This window comes from Pseudomonas sp. L7 (assembly GCF_046605565.1).
GTDB lineage: Bacteria > Pseudomonadota > Gammaproteobacteria > Pseudomonadales > Pseudomonadaceae > Aquipseudomonas > Aquipseudomonas wayambapalatensis.
Window position 1 is genome coordinate 712,974 of record NZ_CP176784.1, and the last position, 20,710, is coordinate 733,683.

Here is a 20,710-nt window from a genome sequence, read left to right on the forward strand (position 1 = left end):
TCATCCGGTGAAGGGCAGTGTCAGCAGGGTAGCCAAGGTCAGCAGTAGCTGCAGGCCCAGGCACAGGCTCTGGCGGCGCAGCAGGGCGAGGGCGGCCTGGCTGCGGGTTGGCCAGTCGCGTGGATCGTCGGCCTTGGCCTTGAGGTTGAGGTCGAACAGGGCGCGGTCCAGGGCGCGAGTATCGTCGGCACGTTGCGGGCTGGCGGCCAGGCGTGCGAAGAGCTCGGCGTCCAGGGCCACGCGAATGGCCCAGTATTTGTGGGCGAGGCCGAGGATCAGCAGCAGGATGCACAGGACGCTGGCCAGCGGGTGCAGGTGCAGGCCGAGCAGCGGTGCCAGGCCGTAGGCGATGGCCAGCAGGGTCAATGCATCGGACAGGCGTTCGAGTTGCCGACCACGAGCTAGCAGGGTCGCGACCAGGTACAGGTTCATGGCTGGACTCCGAGTTGCAGCAGGGCCTGGCGGTGGCCGGCGTGCAGTACCACGCCCGGGCGGGCCTGGCGGATGAGGGCTTCGGCGGCGTCGATGTCGGCGCAGCGGCCGGTGTGGATCAGCCAGGCGGCTACGGCGCTGGCGCTGCGTGAATAGCCCAGGGCGCAGCAGACCAGCAGCGGGCCTTGCTGGCGCAGGCGGTCGATGGCTTCGGCGGCTTGGAGCAGCAGGGCGGGGCTCGGGGGGATGAGGTCCAGGGTGGGCAGGCTGAGGTAGGTTGCCTGTTCTGGCCCATTCGCGGGCAAGCCCGCTCCTACAGGGGTATTAGGCGCTGTGGCTGGCCATGGGCAAGGTAGCTCAGCACACAAATCCACCACCGCCGCAAAATCACCTGCCTCTCCCAATCCGGGAATCCGCCCCAGATACACCCCGTCGCATATTTCATCTGCCTGCGGATGTCGCCAGGTCCAGGCCCGTGAGTTGATCCAGGCGCCAACCAGATAGGGCGCCAGCAGCCAGGCCGCGGCATTCGACAGTCGTCCATCCGCTCCCTTCTGGAATCCGCCGGCACCGAACAGCACATAGTTCAGCGCTACCACCAGCAACGCCACTGCCGGCCATAACAAGCACAGCCATACACCACCGAGCTTGAAGGCCAGCCCTGCACACAACAGCGCGCCGATGCCATAGCGCAAGCCAAGCCGCCAGCGTTTCGGCTCACGCGTCAGGCGCGCCTCGCGCAGCGGCAATGCGCCCTGGTGCGGCCATAGCCACAGGCACAACAACCCCACCAGCGCGCCGCTGGGCAGGTCGATGAAGTGGTGCTGCCAGGTGGTCAGCACCGACAGCCCGATCAACGCCATCCAGCCGTGCACAGCCCAGCGCCAGAGCGGCTTGTGGGTATGCCGGGCGAACATCGTCCAGATGATCACCAGCAGCGCGATATGCAGCGACGGGGCCTGGTTGTACGGCTTGTCGAAGCCCATCAGCACATCGAACAGCCAGCCGAACACACCTGCCAGTTCCGGTCGCTCGAAGGTGAAGCGCAGCGGCCAGAGCAGGAAGCAGGTCACGCTGACCACCTGTGCGGTCAGCAGCGCCAGGGCATGGCGGTCCATCTCGCGGCGAGTGAGCGGCAGCAGGAATGACAAACCGTACAGCAGGTCGATCGACCAGTACGGGATGATCGTCCACGGCCACAGCGGCATATGCTGCTCCCAGCCGAATACCAGGCTGCCGACATCGTCGCGCCCGGCGGTGTAGCTGTTGGCCAGGCCGTAGCTGAGGAAGAAGAACGGCCCGAGCAGCAACAGCCACAGCACGCCGCGCCGGATCAGCCCGGCTTCGCGTGTCATCAGCGTACCCGCTGGGCCAGGCTGACGCTGAAGATGCCCCATTCGTCGATGCGCTGGGCGATCTTGCGAAAACCGGCCGCTTCCACCAGTTGGTCCATCTCGGCCTGGCTGCGCCGACGCATCACCCAGGCGTCGCCGCCGCGGTGGCTGGTCAGGGCGCGGGCGATCATCTCCAGCTGTGGGTGCCAGGGCTGGCCGGTGTAGACCAGGTAGCCGCCGTCTTCCACGGCATCGGCCAGCCCGGCCAGGGAGTCGCCCACCAGTTGGTTGCTGGCGAACAGTTCATAGAGCCCGGACACCACCGCCAGGGTGGGGCGCGGGTCGAGGCTGGCCAGGCTCTGGCGGTCGAAGGCATCGCCCTGGACGAAACGGGCAATCTCGCCCAGGCCCTTTTCGTTGATCAGCGCGCTGCCCTGTTGCACGTTCAGCTCGCTGTAGTCGCGCAGCAGGATCGAGTCCGGCAATTGCTCCTGCAGCGCTTCGAGGATGTAGCGGCCGTGGCCGGCGGCGATATCGACGATGTGCACAGGTCGTGCCTGTTCGCGCAGGCGAGCGATGGCCAGGCGCAGCAGTTCCTCGACATGCACCTTGCGTTGGCGGATGCCACGCCAGCCAATGGCGTCGAGGTAGTTGCGATCGATCAGCTCGCCCAGTTTGCCCTTGCCGGTGGCCTGGTTGCGGTACACGTAGTCCAGGGTGCTGCCGGAGTCGAAGCCAGTGTCGAAACCCAGCTTCACCCCTTCGGACAGCCCCTTGCCCAGGCGCAGGCTGGCGCGGTAGCTGCGCCAGTAGAGGTCGCGCGGCGAGTTGCGTGGCAGCGGTGCGGCCAGGCACTCGGCCTCGGCGCAGCTGGCGCCGACCTTGTCTGCATCGAGCAGCGACGGTGCAGGCAGCGGTGCGTCGAAACAGTGGGCGATGAAGCGCTCGATCCGCGCCAGGGCGTGGGCGCGGTCGCGTTCGCCGAGGGTGTCGTGGAAGAAACCGGGCAGGATGTGCATCTCCTTGCGCGGGCTGCCCAGGCGCTCGAAGAAGCGCTCCTGCGGGCCGCGTTCCACCACGAAGTCTGCGCCGGACACCAGCAACTGAGTCGGCACCTGGATGGCCTGGGCATCGGCCACCACACGGTCGGCAGCCTCGTACAGGCCCAGCAGCACGGTCACCGAGATCGGTCGGCTGATCAGCGGGTCTGCGGTGTACGACATCACCCGTTCCGGGTCATGGGTGAGCAGGCGCGGCTTGACATAGCTGTTGACGAAGAAGTTGCCGCGCAGGGCCTTGAGCAGTTTCAGGCCGGGGCGGGCGAAGGGCACGTAGAGCTTGACCTTGAACGCCGGCGAGGCCAGCAGCAGGCAGCGCACCTTGGGCGCGTAGTCGTGGGCCCAGGTGGCGATCAGCACTGCGCCGACGCTCTGCGCCAGCACTGCCATATCGGGCTCGGCGATGCCGTGCCGGGCCTGGATATGTTCGATGAAGGTCTGCACGTCGCGCACGCTGGTGGCGAAGCTCGGGCTATCGCCCCGGGCCCCTGGCGAGAGGCCATGGCCTCGGGCGTCCCAGGCGAAGATGTCGTAACCGGGCAGGTCCAGTTCGTCGGCCAGGTGCGCCATGCGCCCGCCGTGCTCGTGCCCGCGATGGAACATCACCAGCGCCCGGCGTGGCTGGTGCTCGTTGCGGGTGGCCGGCCAGTGCCGGTAGTGCAGCTCGACGCCGTCGTGGGTCGAGAAGTGCAGCGATTGCGCTTGGCGCATGGTGAAAGTCCTTGTCCTGCGGCGGTGGGGTCAGCGGGTTTCGGCCAGCCCGTGGCGTACCCGGTTGTAGAGGGTATAGAGCGAGAGCAGCAGGATGACCAGCAGCAGGCCGTTGATCCACGTCGGATTCAGCACGCCGAAGGCCACGCCGGTCCCCAGTACGCCGAAGGCAAAAGCCCGGTCGCTCTTGCCCATCGGACCATCGTAACGCCGCGAAGCACCGGCCAGCGGGCCCATCACCCCGGCGTATTCACTGATGACGGCAAGCAACACCACCAGCACCACCAGTGTCGGCGACACCCCGACCAGCAACGCGAAGGGCAGGTACAGCGCCGCGTCGGCGATCACGTCGCACAGCTCGTTGAGGTAGGCGCCGAGGGTCGATTGCTGGCCGAACTCGCGGGCCAGCATGCCATCGACGGCATTGAGCGCCATGCGCAGCAGCATCCACACCGGGATGAGGATGAACAGCCAGGTGACGTGGGGCAGCCAGGTGAGCAGCAGCCCCAGCAGCACCGACACCAACGCTGCGGCGACGGTGACCTGGTTGGCAGTGACGCCGCGATCGTAGAGACGCTGAACCGATGGGCGCAGCAGAGCCTGGAAGCGGGGTTTGAGCTGATAGATGGATGGCACGGTGAGTTCCCTGTCGTGGTGCGGCGTGGAGGGGATTGTGGGGAAAGAGATTGGCGGGCGGCAAGGTGCATCTGTCCTACATGTGAACCAGATAAAGCCTTCACCTCAGAGAGCTTGCCACCGCTCGTCAGGGGTTGTGTGGGTAGTGTGTATTACAGACTGATTGAAGTTAAATAGATGTGTATCATACACATCAGCTGCCACAGGAAGAATGGATGCGCAGTCGGGATGTAATCCAGATCCTCGAGGCAGATGGTTGGTATGAAGAGCAAGTCAAGGGAAGCCATCATCAGTTTCGGCATCCCTGGAAGCGAGGACGGGTCACCGTTCCCCATCCCAATGCCAATCTTCCAAAGGGAACCGTGCGCAGCATTTTGAAACAGACAGGTCTCAAGTGAGTAGACAGCTTCGCTGCACATCTTGCAGACCCATGGAGTGAGTCGATGAAATTTCCAGTTGTTTTGCACAAGGACAAAGATTCCGACTACGGCGTGACCGTACCCGATGTCCCTGGGTGTTTTTCCGCCGGCGTCACCGCTGCCCAGGCGCTGGATAATGTCCAAGAGGCACTGGCGCTGCATTTTGAAGGCCTTGTCGCTGATGGCGAGCCTTTACCCCAAGCGCAGGAGATCGACGTGCACGTGGTCAATCCGGATTTCGCCGGTGGTATCTGGGCGGTAGTGGATTTTGATGTAACGCCCTACCTGGGCAAGGCGGTGCGTTTCAATGCGACGCTGCCAGAGAACCTGTTGCAGCGCATCGACGAGAAGGTGAAGCGCGATAGCCGATATGCCTCGCGCTCCGGTTTTCTGGCTTCAGCGGCGCTACGCGAGTTGGCTATCGCCTATTGAACCGGCCATCGCGGCTACAACGCATCCCGCGCCTTGCCGCGATACACCCGCAGCACATCCGCCATCACCGCCAGGGCGATTTCCGCTGGCGACTTGCTGCCCAGGTCCAGGCCGATCGGCATGTGCAGGCGCTCGATCTGCTGGGCTGACAAGCCGCCGATGCGCTGCAGGCGTTCGGCGCGGCGTGCGGAGGTGGTCACCGAGCCCATGGCGCCGATGTAGAACGCCGGGGTGTGCACGGCCTCCATCAGCGCCAGGTCATCGATCTTCGGATCGTGGGTCAGCGCCACCACCGCGGTGGCGGCATGGCAGCCACCTTCGGCAATGAACTCCGAGGGCAGCACGCGGTGCAGTTGAGCACCCTCCAGATGCACATGGGCCATCTCCTCGCGCGGATCGCAGGCGATCACTTCGCAGCCCAGCGTACGGGCGATATCGGCGCAGGCTTCAGCCACCGGTGACAACCCCGCCAGCAGTAGGCGCAGGGCCGGGCCGATGGCGATATGTACGGCATCCTCGCTCAGGCGCACGGCAACGCTGCTATCGCTTTCCAGGCCAAAGGTGCCATCCATCAGCCCCACCCTGCGCGTCACCCGGCGCTGGCCAAGCAATGCGCCGCGCAACGCCTGCAAGTGCTCCAGCCAGGCCGCACTGGCCTCGCGCCGCTCGACCAGCACCACCAACACCCCCCCGCACGGCAGGCGCAAGCGCCGACTTTGCGCCTGTCCATCGCCATAGCGCACCACCTGCGCAGCACAGTGGAATGCACCCTGTGCGAGGCTGTCGAGAAACTCCTCCTCCACGCAGCCTCCCGACAATGATCCGACATACTCCAGCCCGCCACGGCAGACCAGCATCGCTCCCGGTGCACGGGGTGCCGAGCCGTAGGTGGAGAGCACCGTGCACAGCCATACCGTGTCGCCGGCACAAGCCCATGCCAGCGCCTTGTCGATCACTTGCCGGTCGAGATGCTGCATGTTTGGTTACCCCGTTCCAATCGTTGGCGCCACACCCCATGTCTGTGGCAGTGTTGGCTATCTGGCCAGCCCCACAGGGACCGACATGCAGACTCGCAAAACCGGTGTTCGCGCCCAGCAGGCCGACCGCACCAAGGACAACATCCTCAAGGCCGCGGTGAAGGTCTTCAGCAAGGAGGGCTTCACCGGCGGGCGCGTCGAGCAGATCTCCACGCTGGCCAAGTCCAACGACCGGATGATCTATTACTACTTCGGCAACAAGGAAAAGCTGTTCATCAGCGTGCTGGAGCATATCTACGCCAGCTTCAACCAGGCCGAAGCCAAGCTGCGCCTGGACCTGTCCGACCCCGAGCTCGCGCTGCGCCAACTGGTGGCGTTCATCTGGGATTACTACGTGCGCCATCCCGAGTTCGTCACCATCCTGGCCACCGAAAACCTTCACCAGGGCCAGCACGCGCGCAAGTCGCAGAACCTGCAGGCGCTGTCCGGCGAGGCGGTCGGCGTGCTGCGGCCGATCATCGAGGCTGGGCAGGCCAAGGGCCTGTTCCGCGACGATATCGACATCACCCACGCCTACCTGATGATTGCCTCGCTCTGCTATTTCTATAACTCCAACCGCCATACGCTCAGCTCGTTCCTCGCCGTGGACCTTGCCGACAAGCAGGCCAAGGCCGACTGGCTGGACTTCATCAGCGATCTCGCCCTGCGCGGTCTGCGCCGCTAGCCTCAGTGGCTGCCGGGGTTGGCACGCACTTGCGCGCTCTTCGCCGTCAGCCCTTGCCAGGCCGGTTTGTCTGCGGCGAAACGCTGGCGCAGGTAGGCGGCCAGATCCGCCACCTGGCGGTCCGAGAGGCTATCCCTGAAGCCGGGCATATAGCCCAGGTCGCGGGTCGCAGGCGTCGGAATCCCGTGCAGGATCACGCGCAGCAGGTTGTCCGGCACATCGCTGTGCACGTTGCTGTTGACCGCCATCGACGGGCTGACACCGAACAGCTTCGGGCCCAGGCCATCGCTGTGGCAGGCCATGCACGCACCCTTGAACACCCGCTCGCCATTGCTGATGGACAGTTGCGTATCGACCTGGGGCGCAGCCGGGGTCGCGACTGGCTGCGGCGCGCCGTCCAGTGAAGTCAGGTAGTGGGCAATGGCCCGCACGTCGCTCTCCGGCAAGGTGGCCAGCTCGCTGACCACCGGCCCCATGGGCCCGGCGGCGACACCGTGCTTGTCGGAGAAGCCGGTGCGCAGATAAGTGAACAGCTCGCTCTCGCTCCAGGGCGTGGACGACTTGCCCAGGGCGTTGAGCGCTGGCGCTTCCCAGCCATCGACCATGCCCCCGGCCAGGTAGCTTTTGCCGGCTTTTTCCGCGCCCATCAGGTTGCGCGGCGAGTGACAGGCGGTGCAGTGCCCGAGGCCATCGACCAGGTAGGCGCCGCGGTTCCACTGCGCACTGCGCTGCGGGTCGGGCTGGTACTCGCCGCGCTTGAGGAACAGTGCGTTCCAGCCGGCCATCAGCGGGCGCTGGTTGAACGGGAAACGCATGTCGTTGGCGGGCGCCTCCTGGCGCACCGGTGTCTGCGACATCAGGTAGGCGTACAGCGCCTGCATGTCACCGTCGGTGATGTTGCGAAACGAGGTGTAGGGAAAGGCCGGGTACAGATGTCGGCCGTCGCGGCTGATGCCCTCGCGCATGGCGCGCTCGAAGGCGGCGAACGACCAACGGCCGATGCCGGTTTCCGGATCGGGCGTGATGTTGGTGCTGTACAGCGTGCCGAACGGCGTTTCCATCGCCAGGCCGCCGGCATTGACCTTGCCGCCGCTGACCGTGTGGCACACCGCGCAATCGCCGGCCGCCGCCACCTGGCGCCCACGTTCGAGCATTGCCGCTGACCAGCTGCCGGCCGCCGGAGGCGTCACCGGCGCGATTTCCGCGCGAAAGGGCAGGGCGGTCGCGAGCATGCCCAGGGCGGCACCGAACACGCCGGCGATCGAGCCGAACCACCACTTCGAGCGTTTCGACGCGGGCTGTGCTGGCGCAGACGAATCCTCGCCGTTGCCGCCAAGCGCGGCGCGCACCCGTTCGGCAGTGATCGGCAGCTCGCGAAAGCGTATGCCGGTGGCGTCGAAGATCGCGTTGGCGATGGCCGCCGCGCTCGGCACCGAGGCCGATTCGCCGCTGCCCATCGGTGGTTCGTGCTGGCGCGGCAGCATCATCACGTCGATGGCTGGCAGCTCCGGGAAGGTGAGGATCGGGTAGCCGCCCCATTCCTTGCTGGCCACCGTCGATTCCTCGAAGTGCACCTGTTCCTTGAGCACGCGGCTGGTGGACTGGATCACGTTGCCGTGGATCTGGTGGCGCACGCCCTCAGGGTTGACCATCATGCCCGCGTCATGGCCGATCACCACCCGCGTGACGGCCACCTCGCCGGTACGTCGGTCCACCGCCACATCGGCGACCCAGGCCGCCCAGGCCGCGCCGAAACCCGGGAACTTGCTGTGGATGTAGCGCGCATAGGCAAAACCGCGACCGCGCAACACATCGCCTTCGGCGGGCGTCTGCATGGGCTGGGTGTGCGCCTGCCACTGGGCGCGCTCGGCGGTGGCCTTGACCAGGTCGATGGCGCGCGGATCGGACAGGTGGCGCAGGCGGTACTCGACCGGGTCGACCCCCGCCGCGAAGGCCAGCTCGTCGATATATGACTCGTGGGCAAAGCTGTTGGGCATCGCCGACACGCCGCGCATCCACGACGCACGCACCAGCGGCGTCATGTCATTGATGGTGACGCGCATGTGTTCGTAGTCGTAGGGCGGAATCGAGGTGCGGTCGCCCATTTCGAATAGCGCCGGCACCGGCTCCACCGCGCCGGTCAGCAGCAGGGCGAGGGTGGGGGCGCCGTTGGAGGGGTAGCTGGTCTGGAAGTCATAGGCGGCGACCGTCCCGTCGGCGTTCAGGCCGCCGTCGATCTCCATCAGTTGCGCGGTGCCTTTGGGCTCCCAGACATGCTCCTGCTCGCGGGTCAGCTGTACCCGCACCGGGCGTCCGACCGCGCGCGACAGCAGCACCGCATCGGCGCACACGTCGTCGGCGCAGTTGCGGCCGTAGCAGCCCGCCGCCTCCATGCGGATGATCTCGATGCGTGCTTCGGAGCATTCCAGCAACCAGGCGAGGTCGGCGCGCAGCAGGTGCGGATTCTGGGTGCCGGACCAGACGCGGATCTGGCCTTCGGTGAAGTCGGCCAGGGCGCAGGATGGGCCGATCGAGCCATGCAACTGGTAGGGCCACAGGTAGCTGCGGCTCAGACGCTGGCTGGCGTTGGCGATGCCCGCGTCGACCTCGCCCTTGTCCAGCACGGTGCGCTGCACCCTGGGGTTGTCGCGGATGGCCTGGGCGACGTCGCTGAGATCGGGCAGCTTGCCGGTGAACGGTTTCCAGCTCAGCTTGAGGTCGTGGGCGGCGCGGATCGCCTGTTCCTCACGTTCGGCCACCACGCCGACGAAGTCGCGTATCACCACCACGGCGACCACGCCAGGCACATGGGCGATGGAGCTTTCATCCACCGCCAGCAGGCTGTTGCCGACGAAGTCGCCGCTATCGTGGCCGGCATAAGGTGGGCGGATCACCCGGCCATGGAGCATGTCGGGCAGGCGCATGTCGTGCACGTAGGTCAGCTCGCCGGTGGCCTTGCCGGGGATGTCCACCCGCGCGGTACTGCGTCCGACCAGGCGGTAGTCCTCGACGGCCTTGAGCGGCGCGTCTTCGGCGATGCGCAACTGCTGGTTGTGCCCGCGCACCAGGTCGGCGAAGGGTAGGCGACGGCCGTCTTCGGCGATCACCGCGCCTTCTTCGATTCGCAACGCATCGGCTGTGCAGTCCAGCTCAAGGGCGGCCTGCTGCAGCAGGAAGCGTCGCGCGGTGGCTGCTGCCTTGCGCAGCGGCACGGCGGAGATCTGCAGTGTGGCGCTGGCGATGGTCGCGCCCTGGTTCGGCGCACGCTCGGTGTCGCCGAGCACCATGTGCACCTGGTCCATGCGCAGGTCCAGTTCCTCGGCGACGATCTGTGCCAGCGAGGTGCGGATGCCGGTGCCCAGGTCGACGTGGCCATTGAAGGCATACACCAGGCCGTCGTCGCTCACGGCGATGAACAGTGCCAGTTCGCGGTCCTTGACCTGGGGTGTCACACCCTTGGCAACCGGCCCCGAGGGCGGGGTGATTTCGTCGACGATCAGCAGCACACCGTTGCTGGCCAGCAATTGCTCGCGTGAAGGCACCTGTTGCGAGTGGTTCATGGGGTTCTCCGGATCTCAGGCCTGGCGGCCGGCGGCGCGGCGCACCGCGCGCAGGATTTCGACGTGGGTGCCGCAGCGGCAGAGGTTGCCGGACAGTTCGTTGCGGATCTGTTCGTCGGTGGGATTGGGGATGCGGTCGAGCAGGGCCTTGGCGGTCATGATCATGCCGTTCATGCAGTAGCCGCACTGGGCTGCCTGCTCGTCGATGAACGCCTGCTGCACCGGGTGCGGCGCGGCTTTGTTGCCGAGGCCTTCGAGTGTGGTGACCTCGCGGTTTTCAGCGCCGGCCAGCGGGATCACGCAGGAGCGCGCGGCCACCCCGTCGATGATCACCGTACAGGCGCCGCACTCGCCCAGGCCGCAGCCGTACTTGGGGCCGTTCAGGCACAGGTCGTTGCGCAGCACCAACAACAGGGGGGTGTCGGGTTCAGCGGCGACCGTGACGGTCTGGCCGTTTATCCGCAGGGCGATGTCTTCTTGCATGGCTCGCTCATCTCTGGGGCGCTACCAAAGGACTCAAACGGTGCGCTTTTTCGGTAAGTGCTCACTACATGAAATGAGTAGGCAAGAAGCAGGCCAGGCGGGTTGCAGGGGGGCGTCAGCGACGGTGGTGGGCAGGTCAGACGCAATCGCGGGGCAAGCCCGCTCCCACAGGTCCCCCACCGTTCTCGAGGGCAGTGATTAACCTGTGGGAGCGGGCTTGCCCCGCGATAGGGCCGGTAACGACGGTGAGGGTTTTGTTGAAGGGCGCGATCAGCCCGCCGCCTCGTCGCTGTCGATCATCTTGCGCAGCAGGAACAGGATCGCCACCCGCTCCCCGGCATTGAGGCTGCCCATGCTCAGCTCGCTGATCTGCCGTGCGCAGGGAATCATCGCATCGAGCAGCGCCGAGCCGCTTTCGGTGAGCTCGACGATGACCTTGCGCCGGTCGTCCGGGTCTGGCGACAGTTGCACCAGTTCGCGCGCCTTGAGGCGCTCGACGATGCCACGGATGGTCGCCTGGTCCACGGCGGTGGCCTTGATCAGCTCGGCCTGGGAGCTGGGCCCGTGGTCGCGCAGGGCGCACAGGGTGACGAACTGGATCGAGGTGAGCTGCGGATCGCACGCTTGCTGCTGGAAGATCGCCGTATGCCGCTGGTACGCCTTGCGCAGCAGGTGGCCGATCTGTTCGGTGACGTCATACGGCGTGGTGTCGAGCGGGGTGGCAACGGGGGTGGTTTTCTTCGGCATGTGATGGCTTGGGCTGTGTGGGTTGGCTGGCCGGCCCCCGAAAGCGGAGCGCCGGGCCAGTATACCCGCTATCGGGCCTTGGACTCCTCGGGCGCGACCACCTCGCCGGCCAGCACCACGGGCTGGTCGTCCAGGTAGATATCGCAGTTGCGCAGCGGTATATCCAGGTGGCACGGAGTCTTGCGCTTGCCGCCGACCTCGGTGTTGGGGCCGGTGGAGAACAGGAAGTTGCCGTAGAAGGCGCGGGCGTCCATGCACATGCCGTCGTTGCGGTCGTGCAGGCCCATGGCGGTCCACTGTGCGCGGGGTTGCAGGCCCCAGCCGATGTGGGAGATGCCGTACACCTCGGGGTCGTTGAAGTACTTCATGTAGTCGCGCAGGTACTCGGCCTCGAAGCCGCCGTGGATACCGGTGATGAAGCCTTTCTCGATCTCCAGGGTGATGCGCTCGCGGCAGTAGTTCTTGAACGGCAGGATGATATCGCCGACATCCAGCACCAGCGTGCCTTCGGCGCTGTCCTCGTTCGGCCAGGTGAACAGGAAGCCACTGGGCCAGTGGTCCCAGCGCCCTGGCTCGTCGGCGTAGCCGTATTCGGTGACCGCCGGATACTGGCCGAGCGGGGCGTGGAAGTCGCTGCCGGCCTTGGAGCGCACGTGCATGCTGCGCGCTTGCTTGAGCAGGGTCTCGGCGGCCAGCACGCGACGTTTGTCGTCCTCGGTGGGCAGCATGCGCGCCAGTACTTCCGGGGGTTCGACCGCCAGCAGGATGCGCGTGCCGGTCTTGAGGATCTGCTCCTGCTCGGGGGAGTGCAGCAGCATCATGGTGTCGACGATCAGGTCGGCCGCCTCCAGCGCCCGCTGGGCGGCGATGTTGCCGGTCAGCGCGGTGTCGCCGCAGTAGGCGGTCATGTCGTTGCCCATGGCGGTGGGATGGTTGAACGACGGCAGCTCCACCGCATAGACCTTGGCTTTCAGGCGCTGCGCCGCCTCCATCGCGGCGTTGACCGTACGCGGATCGGAATAGTGGCTCTTGAGCACGGCGACGCTCTGGGTTTCGTCTACCCGGGACAGTTTCAGCACGTGTTCGAACATCTGGGTCAGCTCTGCATTGCTCACCGGCATGGGGGTTCTCCTGGTCAGGACTCAAGGGTCGAGCGGCTGCACCACGGCGGTGCCGGGCGCGTCATCTCGGTGCAAAAAAATAGTGTGTACGCCATATTTGCTCAGATGAAAGCGCATCCCGTCGATAAGCGCAAGCGGTGCGATCAAACGTTACCTATCCACACATATTCCAATGTTTGCGGTAACAATGGCCGCGTTATCGCCATTGATCCGGGGCCGATAAAATATTTTTCGCTGCCTCTTCCAATTAAAAAAATAGAGCGTATACACTCTAAATCGTCGAGCGGCCGAACCGCTGGCAACACATCAGAACAAGAGGAGACATACCCATGCGGGGTAGGCAGAAAATCGCAATCGTCGGTGCGGGTCTGGGTGGGGCGGCCGCCGCCACGTTGCTGCAGCAGGCCGGGTTCGACGTCGAGGTGTTCGAGCAGGCGCCGGAGTTCACCCGCCTCGGTGCGGGCATCCACATCGGCCCCAACGTGATGAAGATCTTCCGTCGCATGGGCCTCGAGCAGAAGCTGGAGCTGATGAGCTCGCACCCGGACTTCTGGTTCAGCCGCGACGGCAAGACCGGCGACTACCTGTCGCGCATCCCGCTGGGCGAGTTCGCTCGCCGCGAGTACGGCGCCTCGTACATCACCATCCACCGTGGCGACCTGCACGCCCTGCAGATCGAAGCGATCAAGCCGGGCACCGTGCATTTCGGCAAGCGCCTGGAAAAGATCGTCGACGAGGGTGACCAGGTGCGCCTGGACTTCGCCGACGGCACCCATACCGTGGCCGATATCGTCATCGGTGCCGACGGCATCCACTCGAAGATCCGCGAGGAACTGCTGGGCGTCGAAGCGCCGATCTACAGCGGTTGGGTCGCCCACCGTGCGTTGATTCGCGGCGACAAGCTCAAACAGCACGCGGACGTGTTCGAGGACTGCGTGAAGTGGTGGACCGACGATCGTCACATGATGGTCTACTACACCACCGGCAAACGCGACGAGTACTACTTCGTCACCGGCGTACCGCACGAGGCCTGGGACTTCCAGGGCCCGTTCGTGGACAGCAGCCAGGAAGAGATGCGCGCCGCCTTCGAGGGCTATCACTCGACGGTGCACAAGCTGATCGACGCTACCGAGTCCATCACCAAGTGGCCGCTGCGCAACCGCAACCCGCTGCCGCTGTGGAGCCGTGGCCGCCTGGTGCTGCTGGGCGATGCCTGCCATCCGATGAAACCGCACATGGCGCAGGGCGCCTGCATGGCCATCGAGGACGCGGCGATGCTGACTCGCTGCCTGCAGGAGACCGGGCTGTCCGACCACCGCACCGCCTTCGCCCTCTACGAGGCCAACCGCAAGGAGCGCGCCTCGCGGGTGCAGTCGGTGTCCAACGCCAACACCTTCCTCTACACCCAGGAAGACCCGGCGTGGGTCTATGGCTACGACCTGTACGGCCAGGAACTGAAAAGCGGGGAGGCGGCATGAGCAGCTTCGTCGCCGGCGGCAACGTCAGCGCCAACGGCATCCGCCAGCATTACCTGCGCTACGGCGGCAAGGGGCCGGCGCTGATCCTGGTGCCGGGGATCACCAGCCCGGCGATCACCTGGGGATTCGTCGCCGAACGCCTCGGTCAGCACTTCGACACCTATGTGCTGGATGTGCGCGGGCGTGGCTTGTCCTCCAGCGGCCCAGGCCTGGACTACGGCACCGACGCCTGCGCCGCAGACATTCCGGCCTTCGCCGCAGCGCTGGGGCTTGGCAGCTATCACCTGGTCGGTCATTCGATGGGCGCGCGCTTCGCCATCCGCGCTGCCGCCCAGGGCGCGCCGGGCCTGCAGCGCCTGGTGCTGATCGATCCGCCGGTGTCCGGCCCGGGCCGGCGCGAGTATCCCAGCAAGCTGCCGTGGTACGTCGATTCGATCCGCCAGGCCACGATCGGCATGACCGGTGAGGACATGCGTGCCTTCTGCGCTACCTGGAGCGACGAGCAACTGGCCCTGCGCGCCGAATGGCTGCACACCTGCCACGAGCCGGCGATCGTGCGGGCTTTCAACGATTTCCATGATGTGGATATCCATCAGGACCTGCCTGCCGTGCGCCAGCCGGCGCTGCTGATGGTGGCCGGGCGTGGCGGTGTGATCCAGGCACAGGACATCGCCGAGATCCGCGAACTCAAGCCGGACATCCAGGTGGTTCAGGTCGAAAACGCCGGCCACATGATTCCCTGGGACGACCTCGAAGGCTTCTTTGCCGCCTTCGGCGATTTCCTCGACCATTCCCTCGTCTGAAGGAGCACGAGACATGACCAAGCTGTACCGCATCGGCCAGATCGTGCCGAGTTCGAACACCACCATGGAAACCGAGATCCCGGCGATGCTCACCGCGCGCCAGGCGATCCGTCCCGAGCGCTTCACCTTCCACTCCAGCCGCATGCGCATGAAGCAGGTGAAGAAGGAAGAACTGGCGGCGATGGATGCCGAGTCCGATCGCTGCGCGGTGGAGTTGTCCGACGCCAAGGTCGATGTGCTGGGCTACGCGTGCCTGGTGGCGATCATGGCCATGGGGCTGGGCTATCACCGCCAGTCGGAGAAGCGCCTGCAGAAAGCCACCGCCGACAACGACGCGCTGGCGCCGGTGATCACCAGTGCAGGTGCCTTGGTCGAGGCGCTGCACGTCATGAAGGCCAAGCGCATCGCCATCGTTGCGCCCTACATGAAGCCGCTGACCGAGCTGGTGGTGAACTACATCCGTGAAGAGGGCTTCGAGGTTCAGGATTGGCGTGCGCTGGAGATCCCCGACAACCTCGCCGTGGCGCGCCATGATCCGGCCAACCTGCCGGGCATCGTCGCCGGCATGAACCTGGAAGGCGTCGATGTGGTGGTGCTGTCGGCCTGCGTGCAGATGCAGTCGCTGCCCGCCGTGGCCAAGGTCGAGGCACAGACCGGCAAGCCGGTGGTCACCGCAGCCATCGCCACCACCTACGCCATGCTCAAGGCGCTGGACCTGGAGCCTGTGGTTCCGGGGGCCGGTGCCCTGCTGTCGGGCGCCTACTGAAAACGGGAGACGAACATGAGCGACGCACAGAGCGCCCATGACAACTATCAGGGCGTGTGGGGCCAGCGCATCGGCTTCGGGCGCAAGGCGGCCCTGCTGATGATCGACTTCATGCAGGGTTACACCACCCCCGGTGCGCCGCTCTACGCCCCCGGTGTGGTGTCGGCCGTCGAGCAGGCCAGCGGCCTGCTGGCGCTGGCGCGGGACTGCGGTACTCTGGTGGTCCACACCAATATCCGCTACCAGCCCCCGCACTTTGCCGATGGTGGCGTGTGGGTGCGCAAGGCGCCAGTGATGAAGGACATGGTCGAGGGCAACCCACTGGCCGCCTTCTGCGAGGCGGTGATGCCGCAGGCGGATGAAGTGGTGCTGAGCAAGCAGTATGCGAGCGCCTTCTTCGGCACCAGCCTTGCACCGCTGTTGCATGCACAAGGGATCGACACCGTGGTGCTGGCCGGCTGCTCCACCAGCGGCTGTATCCGCGCCAGTGCGGTGGATGCGCTGCAGCACGGGTTCCGGACCATCGTGGTGCGCGAGTGCGTCGGCGATCGCCACAACGATCCGCACGAAGCGAACCTGTTCGACATCGACAGCAAGTACGGCGATGTCGTCAGCCGTCAGGAGGCCATGGAGCAACTGACGCGCCTGGCCGACTGAGCCGGACGCTTTGTACCCATAACAATCGAGGAACGGTGCAGGAACGCCCGTTCCATCGCCGTCCGCTGTGCGGACGGTCGCCCCGCAGGAGCACTCGGGGTCTTGTGACGCTGCCCTGGACAGCCGCCTGTAGTGTGCGGCGCTCTTGGAGCGTCGAAAACTGCTGGCCTAAAAACAACCACAAAGTCGCCGCCAGGAGACAAGAAATGCCAATTGCGAATGCAACCGCGGTCCACAGTGCAACCGACCATGGCACACAAGCGCTCTACCGCAAGATCACATGGAGGCTCATTCCTTTCCTGTGCTTCTGCTATCTCGCGGCCTATCTGGACCGCATCAACGTCGGCTTCGCCAAGCTGCAGATGCTCGAAGACCTGCAGTTCAGCACCGCAGCCTATGGCCTGGGTGCCGGACTGTTCTTCGTCGGCTACATCATCTTCGAGGTGCCGAGCAACCTGATCCTGGAGCGCGTCGGTGCCAAGCTCTGGATCGCACGGATCATGATCACCTGGGGCCTGCTGTCGGCCTGCACCATGTTCGTGTCCACCACCACCCAGTTCTACATCCTGCGCTTTCTGCTCGGGGCCGCCGAGGCGGGCTTCCTCCCGGGCGTGCTGTACTACCTGACCATGTGGTATCCGACCTACCGGCGTGGGCGCATCATCGCGCTGTTCATGATCGGCTTGCCGCTGTCGAGCGTGATCGGCGGGCCGATCTCTGGCTGGATCATGGGCCACTTCGACCAGGTCCACGGCCTGCATGGCTGGCAGTGGCTGTTCCTGCTCGAGGCGATCCCCAGCGTGTTGCTCGGCATCCTGACCTTCTGGGCCCTGCCGAACAATTTCCAGCAGGCCAAATGGCTGTCGGACGATGACAAGGCGCAACTGGCCAGTGACCTGGCTGCGGACGATGCCGAAGGCAAGGGCAGCAAGCACAGCTTCCGCGATGGCTTCTTCAACCTGAAGGTGTGGATGCTCGGTGGCATCGATTTCTCGATCCTGCTCAGTGCCTATGCCATGGGGTTCTGGATGCCGACCTTCATCCGCGATGCAGGGGTCAGCGACACCTTCCACATCGGCTTGCTCACTGCGATTCCGAGCCTGGCCGCGCTGCTCGGGATGCTGATGATCGGCGCCAGTTCCGACCGTCATCGCGAGCGTCGCTGGCACATCATCGTGCCGTTCATCATCGGCGCCATCGCCATGGCCAGCAGCACCCTGTTCAGCCAGAACCTGGTGATGACCGTGGCGTTGTTTGCCATCGCATCGGCGGCGATCATCGGCGCGGTGCCGGTGTTCTTCAGCCTGCCGGCGACCTTCCTCAAGGGCACTGCCGCGGCCACCGGTTTCGCCCTGGCCTGTTCGCTGGCCAATATCGCGGGCCTGGTGAGCAACTCGCTGATGGGCATCGTGACCGATCTCACCGGCACCTCCCATGCGGCATTGTGGGTGTTCGCCGGCTGCCTGATCCTGAGCTGCTTCCTGGTGATCGCGCTGCCCGCGAAGCTGGTCAACCGCTAGCGGTCGACCGCTTTTCGCAACGGTAGCTTGGCGGGCCCTGGCGCCCGCCTGATCCCTTCATCACGCCATCCGCACGTCGGCGGCCTTCAGGCTGCCGCGGTGGATCGCTGTTGCCCGAATCCAGGAGTCGCTCCCCATGCACGTACAGATTTCTCAACGTTTTTCATCGGCTACCCGACTGGCCGGTGGCTGTGTCGCCGCGGCGCTGTGCCTCGATGCTTCTGCCGAAGACAGCGGTTTCATCGAAGGCGCCCGCGCCACCTTGCAGGCGCGCAATTACTTCTTCAGCCGCGACTATGCGGATATCAAGGGCGCCAGCACCCAGTCGCGTACCCAGGAGTGGGCGCAGGGTTTCATCCTCAATGCCAGCTCCGGCTATACCCAGGGGACGGTGGGCGTCGGCCTCGATGTGACCGGGCTGCTCGGTTTCAAGCTCGACAGCAGCCCGGAGCATTCGAAGTCGGGGCTGCTGCCGAGCCTTGCCAGCGGCAAGTCGGCGGACGAATACAGCCGCCTGGGTGCGGCGATCAAGTTCAAGGTGTCGCAGACCGAGCTCAAGGTCGGTGAGCTGATGCCCAACCTGCCAGTGCTGTTGTTCAGCGACCTGCGCCTGCTGCCGCCGACGTACCAGGGGGCGATGCTCGAGTCCCGCGAGATCGCCGGGTTGACCTTGAACGCCGGCCAGTTCCGCTCCACCAGCCTGCGCGACTCGTCCAACAGCCAGAAGATGTACGCGCTGGTCAACGACCCGATCAACCCGTCGCGGCTGGCGCGCTTCACCAGCGACCGCTTCAACTACGTCGGCGCCGACTATGCCTTCAACGACAACCGCACCAGCGTCGGGGTGTGGCAGGCGCAACTGGAGGATATCTACCAGCAGCGGTTCTACAGCTTCAAGCACGCCGAGCCGGTGGGCGACTGGACGCTGGGTGTCAATGCCGGGTACTTCGATGCCCGCGAGGACGGCCGCAAGATTGCCGGTGACTACGACAACCATGCCTTGTTCAGCCTGTTCTCGGCCAAGACCGGCGGGCATACCTTCTATGTGGGCTACCAGCAGATCGGCGGCAAGGATGGCTTCATCCAGGTCGGGGCCAACACCAACCCGATGGGCAACACGCTGCCGACCTACGAGTTCTCGGCGCCAGGGGAACGTTCGTGGCAGGTGCGCCATGACTACAACTTCGTGGCCCTGGGCATTCCCGGCCTGACCTCGACCCTGCGCTATGTGAAGGGCGGGGATGTGGACACCGGGCTTGGCTTCGAAGGGCGTGACCGGGAGCGCGATCTGGACCTGGCATATGTGGTGCAGAGCGGGCCGCTGGCCGGGCTGGGAGTGCGGGTGCGCAATGTCATGGCGCGGTCCAACTACCGGACCGACATCGATGAGAACCGGTTGATCCTGAGTTATACGGTGAAGTTGTTCTGATCGAGGTGTGCTGAGTCAGTACCGGCCTCTTCGCGGGCCAGTCGCAACGGAGAACCGCTCCCCCTGTGGGAGCGAGGGCTCGGCGCTCCGACTTGTCCCGCGAATAAGACAACGCGCTGCATGGCACCGGCTTCGCCGGTGATCGCGGGACAAGCCCGCTCCCACAATTAACACCGCAGTATTCAGAAGTTGCAGAGCTCTTGTAGGGGCAACTGTCTTGCTCAAAATCTAAAGACCAGCCCCAATCTCTGTGGGAGCGGGCTGGTCCCGCGAACACGGGCGTAGCCCGTGCCAGGCAGCGCGTCGTCTCCCACAATTAACACCGCAGTATTCAGAAGTTGCGGAGCTCTTGTAGGGGCAACTGTCTTGCTCAAAATCTAAAGACCAGCCCAATCCCTGTGGGAGCGGGCTGGTCCCGCGAACACGGGCGTAGCCCGTGCCAGGCAGCGCGTCGTCTGCCTCGCGGGACAAGTCGGGGCGACGAACCGCCGCTCCCATAAGCTAACTCAATCCCCAAGCCCAAGCCGCTCGACCAGCGCCGCCGCATACCCCGGCAACCCGGCAAAATCCCGTGAACACAGCTGCAGCCGACGATTGGCCCAGTCTTCCTCCAGGGCCACCCAGCGCAAGGGCAGCACCCCCTCCCAGCGTCTCACCGAGGCCAACGGCACCACGCCGACCCCGGCACCCCCGGCCACCATGCGGATCACACCGTCAAAACCTTCGGCCCGCACCCGCACCTGCATCCGCCGCCCAAGGCGTAGCGCCTGTTCTTCCAGGTGCAGGGCGAGGGCGCTGTTCGCTGCCAATCCCACATGACCGTGCACCAGGCTGTCGACGAATCGCGGCGACGGCTCTGCCGCCAGCGGATGGGCCAGGGGCATGATCAACACCAGCGGATCCTGCCGAAATGGCCGCACCTGCAAGTGCTCGCTTGGTGCCGCGGTGGAAATGATGCCCAGGTCCGCAGTCCCCCGGGTGATCGCCTGCACGATGCGCAGGCTCGGCTGCTCCTGCACATCGACGCTGACGCCCGGGTACTCCACCAGGTATGCAGCCAGCAACTCCGGCAGGTACTCGGTCAGCGCCGCGGTATTGCACAGCAGGCGCACCTGCCCCTGTTGGCCCTGGGCGTACTGGCCGAGGTCGTATTGCAGCCGCTCGACCTGCTGGGCAATCAGCCGCGCATGCTGTAACAACGCCTGGCCCGCTGGCGTTGGCTGTACCCCTCGGCGGTTGCGCTCGAGCAAGGGGATGCCCAGCGAGGCTTCCATGGCACGGATGCGCGCACTGGCCGCAGGCAGCGAAAGATGGCTGCGACGGGCACCGGCGGTGATGTTGCCGCATTCGAGGGTATGACGGAAAAGGCTGAGGTCGATCAGGTCGAAATGCATGTGCCTCTGTCCTGGCAAGAGTCTGGCTG

General features: G+C 65.4%; 19 protein-coding genes. 9 read left to right on the forward strand and 10 right to left on the reverse strand.

The window, feature by feature from the left end; translation table 11 throughout:
* Genes ACK3BK_RS03430 through ACK3BK_RS03445 form a run of 4 tightly spaced genes read right to left on the reverse strand, consistent with a single transcriptional unit; the run spans position 1 to position 4,171 of the window.
* Positions 1 to 432 (reverse strand): hypothetical protein, encoded by a 432-nt coding sequence (locus ACK3BK_RS03430; RefSeq protein WP_411383735.1) that lies wholly within the window; start codon positions 430 to 432, stop codon positions 1 to 3.
* Positions 429 to 1,787 carry a phosphatase PAP2/dual specificity phosphatase family protein gene (locus ACK3BK_RS03435; RefSeq protein WP_411383736.1) on the reverse strand — a complete coding sequence of 453 codons (1,359 nt, stop codon included), beginning with the start codon at positions 1,785 to 1,787 and terminating at the stop codon, positions 429 to 431. Before ACK3BK_RS03435 ends, ACK3BK_RS03430 begins: the two co-directional genes overlap by 4 nt.
* Entirely contained in the window at positions 1,787 to 3,535 is a 1,749-nt protein-coding gene (locus tag ACK3BK_RS03440; protein ID WP_411383737.1) for a bifunctional alpha/beta hydrolase/class I SAM-dependent methyltransferase, read from the reverse strand. Before ACK3BK_RS03440 ends, ACK3BK_RS03435 begins: the two co-directional genes overlap by 1 nt.
* Before the next feature lie 30 nt (positions 3,536 to 3,565).
* Complete coding sequence (locus ACK3BK_RS03445) at positions 3,566 to 4,171, reverse strand: CDP-alcohol phosphatidyltransferase family protein (protein WP_186711322.1); 606 nt, start codon at positions 4,169 to 4,171, stop codon at positions 3,566 to 3,568.
* A gap of 215 nt (positions 4,172 to 4,386) precedes the next feature.
* Between ACK3BK_RS03445 and ACK3BK_RS03450 the strand changes: the two genes are divergently transcribed.
* The gene (locus ACK3BK_RS03450) at positions 4,387 to 4,569 is read left to right on the forward strand and encodes a type II toxin-antitoxin system HicA family toxin (RefSeq protein ID WP_411383738.1); all 183 of its coding nucleotides are present in this window, start codon (positions 4,387 to 4,389) and stop codon (positions 4,567 to 4,569) included.
* A gap of 45 nt (positions 4,570 to 4,614) precedes the next feature.
* Positions 4,615 to 5,022: a type II toxin-antitoxin system HicB family antitoxin gene (locus ACK3BK_RS03455; protein WP_186669330.1), complete on the forward strand. Its 408-nt coding sequence runs from the start codon at positions 4,615 to 4,617 to the stop codon at positions 5,020 to 5,022.
* Positions 5,023 to 5,036: 14 nt separating this feature from the next.
* Here the strand turns inward: ACK3BK_RS03455 and ACK3BK_RS03460 are convergent, their stop codons facing one another.
* A complete protein-coding gene (locus ACK3BK_RS03460) occupies positions 5,037 to 5,999 on the reverse strand; it encodes an XdhC family protein (protein WP_411383739.1) in 963 nt (320 codons plus the stop codon).
* Positions 6,000 to 6,084: 85 nt separating this feature from the next.
* Here ACK3BK_RS03460 and ACK3BK_RS03465 point away from each other — a divergent pair, with 85 nt between their 5' ends.
* Positions 6,085 to 6,723 (forward strand): TetR family transcriptional regulator, encoded by a 639-nt coding sequence (locus ACK3BK_RS03465; protein ID WP_186669333.1) that lies wholly within the window; start codon positions 6,085 to 6,087, stop codon positions 6,721 to 6,723.
* A gap of 2 nt (positions 6,724 to 6,725) precedes the next feature.
* Here ACK3BK_RS03465 and ACK3BK_RS03470 read toward each other — a convergent pair whose 3' ends face one another.
* From ACK3BK_RS03470 to ACK3BK_RS03485, 4 genes are all read right to left on the reverse strand, one after another.
* Positions 6,726 to 10,283, reverse strand: coding sequence for a molybdopterin cofactor-binding domain-containing protein (locus ACK3BK_RS03470; protein ID WP_411383740.1), 3,558 nt, complete (start codon positions 10,281 to 10,283; stop codon positions 6,726 to 6,728).
* Positions 10,284 to 10,298: 15 nt separating this feature from the next.
* Positions 10,299 to 10,766: a (2Fe-2S)-binding protein gene (locus ACK3BK_RS03475; RefSeq protein ID WP_186669335.1), complete on the reverse strand. Its 468-nt coding sequence runs from the start codon at positions 10,764 to 10,766 to the stop codon at positions 10,299 to 10,301.
* 270 nt (positions 10,767 to 11,036) lie between these two features.
* Positions 11,037 to 11,513, reverse strand: coding sequence for a MarR family winged helix-turn-helix transcriptional regulator (locus tag ACK3BK_RS03480; protein ID WP_186669336.1), 477 nt, complete (start codon positions 11,511 to 11,513; stop codon positions 11,037 to 11,039).
* A gap of 68 nt (positions 11,514 to 11,581) precedes the next feature.
* Positions 11,582 to 12,634, reverse strand: a complete 1,053-nt coding sequence (locus ACK3BK_RS03485) for a 2,5-dihydroxypyridine 5,6-dioxygenase (RefSeq protein ID WP_186669337.1) — start codon at positions 12,632 to 12,634, stop codon at positions 11,582 to 11,584.
* A 329-nt stretch (positions 12,635 to 12,963) separates the two neighbouring features.
* Here ACK3BK_RS03485 and nicC point away from each other — a divergent pair, with 329 nt between their 5' ends.
* From nicC to ACK3BK_RS03515, 6 genes are all read left to right on the forward strand, one after another.
* Positions 12,964 to 14,112 (forward strand): 6-hydroxynicotinate 3-monooxygenase, encoded by a 1,149-nt coding sequence (gene nicC / locus ACK3BK_RS03490; RefSeq protein ID WP_186669339.1) that lies wholly within the window; start codon positions 12,964 to 12,966, stop codon positions 14,110 to 14,112.
* Complete coding sequence (nicD, locus tag ACK3BK_RS03495; RefSeq protein WP_186669341.1) at positions 14,109 to 14,915, forward strand: N-formylmaleamate deformylase; 807 nt, start codon at positions 14,109 to 14,111, stop codon at positions 14,913 to 14,915. Before nicC ends, nicD begins: the two co-directional genes overlap by 4 nt.
* A 13-nt stretch (positions 14,916 to 14,928) precedes the next feature.
* Positions 14,929 to 15,681 carry an Asp/Glu racemase gene (locus tag ACK3BK_RS03500; protein ID WP_054892653.1) on the forward strand — a complete coding sequence of 251 codons (753 nt, stop codon included), beginning with the start codon at positions 14,929 to 14,931 and terminating at the stop codon, positions 15,679 to 15,681.
* Between the two features lie 15 nt (positions 15,682 to 15,696).
* Entirely contained in the window at positions 15,697 to 16,338 is a 642-nt protein-coding gene (locus tag ACK3BK_RS03505; protein WP_186669343.1) for an N-carbamoylsarcosine amidohydrolase, read from the forward strand.
* 206 nt (positions 16,339 to 16,544) lie between these two features.
* Positions 16,545 to 17,858: an MFS transporter gene (locus ACK3BK_RS03510; RefSeq protein ID WP_186669345.1), complete on the forward strand. Its 1,314-nt coding sequence runs from the start codon at positions 16,545 to 16,547 to the stop codon at positions 17,856 to 17,858.
* Between the two features lie 136 nt (positions 17,859 to 17,994).
* Positions 17,995 to 19,287, forward strand: coding sequence for an OprD family porin (locus ACK3BK_RS03515; RefSeq protein ID WP_063542690.1), 1,293 nt, complete (start codon positions 17,995 to 17,997; stop codon positions 19,285 to 19,287).
* Positions 19,288 to 19,793: 506 nt separating this feature from the next.
* Here ACK3BK_RS03515 and ACK3BK_RS03520 read toward each other — a convergent pair.
* The gene (locus tag ACK3BK_RS03520) at positions 19,794 to 20,681 is read right to left on the reverse strand and encodes a LysR family transcriptional regulator (protein ID WP_411383741.1); all 888 of its coding nucleotides are present in this window, start codon (positions 20,679 to 20,681) and stop codon (positions 19,794 to 19,796) included.
* Positions 20,682 to 20,710 lie beyond the last annotated feature (29 nt).

Coding starts and splice junctions, on each gene's coding strand:
- ACK3BK_RS03430 (WP_411383735.1), bottom strand. CDS start 432: ATGAACCTGTACCTGGTCGCGACCCTGCTAGCTCGTGGTCGGCAACTC.
- ACK3BK_RS03435 (WP_411383736.1), bottom strand. CDS start 1,787: ATGACACGCGAAGCCGGGCTGATCCGGCGCGGCGTGCTGTGGCTGTTG.
- ACK3BK_RS03440 (WP_411383737.1), bottom strand. CDS start 3,535: ATGCGCCAAGCGCAATCGCTGCACTTCTCGACCCACGACGGCGTCGAG.
- ACK3BK_RS03450 (WP_411383738.1), top strand. CDS start 4,387: ATGCGCAGTCGGGATGTAATCCAGATCCTCGAGGCAGATGGTTGGTAT.
- ACK3BK_RS03455 (WP_186669330.1), top strand. CDS start 4,615: ATGAAATTTCCAGTTGTTTTGCACAAGGACAAAGATTCCGACTACGGC.
- ACK3BK_RS03460 (WP_411383739.1), bottom strand. CDS start 5,999: ATGCAGCATCTCGACCGGCAAGTGATCGACAAGGCGCTGGCATGGGCT.
- ACK3BK_RS03465 (WP_186669333.1), top strand. CDS start 6,085: ATGCAGACTCGCAAAACCGGTGTTCGCGCCCAGCAGGCCGACCGCACC.
- ACK3BK_RS03470 (WP_411383740.1), bottom strand. CDS start 10,283: ATGAACCACTCGCAACAGGTGCCTTCACGCGAGCAATTGCTGGCCAGC.
- ACK3BK_RS03475 (WP_186669335.1), bottom strand. CDS start 10,766: ATGCAAGAAGACATCGCCCTGCGGATAAACGGCCAGACCGTCACGGTC.
- ACK3BK_RS03480 (WP_186669336.1), bottom strand. CDS start 11,513: ATGCCGAAGAAAACCACCCCCGTTGCCACCCCGCTCGACACCACGCCG.
- ACK3BK_RS03485 (WP_186669337.1), bottom strand. CDS start 12,634: ATGCCGGTGAGCAATGCAGAGCTGACCCAGATGTTCGAACACGTGCTG.
- nicC (WP_186669339.1), top strand. CDS start 12,964: ATGCGGGGTAGGCAGAAAATCGCAATCGTCGGTGCGGGTCTGGGTGGG.
- nicD (WP_186669341.1), top strand. CDS start 14,109: ATGAGCAGCTTCGTCGCCGGCGGCAACGTCAGCGCCAACGGCATCCGC.
- ACK3BK_RS03500 (WP_054892653.1), top strand. CDS start 14,929: ATGACCAAGCTGTACCGCATCGGCCAGATCGTGCCGAGTTCGAACACC.
- ACK3BK_RS03505 (WP_186669343.1), top strand. CDS start 15,697: ATGAGCGACGCACAGAGCGCCCATGACAACTATCAGGGCGTGTGGGGC.
- ACK3BK_RS03510 (WP_186669345.1), top strand. CDS start 16,545: ATGCCAATTGCGAATGCAACCGCGGTCCACAGTGCAACCGACCATGGC.
- ACK3BK_RS03515 (WP_063542690.1), top strand. CDS start 17,995: ATGCACGTACAGATTTCTCAACGTTTTTCATCGGCTACCCGACTGGCC.
- ACK3BK_RS03520 (WP_411383741.1), bottom strand. CDS start 20,681: ATGCATTTCGACCTGATCGACCTCAGCCTTTTCCGTCATACCCTCGAA.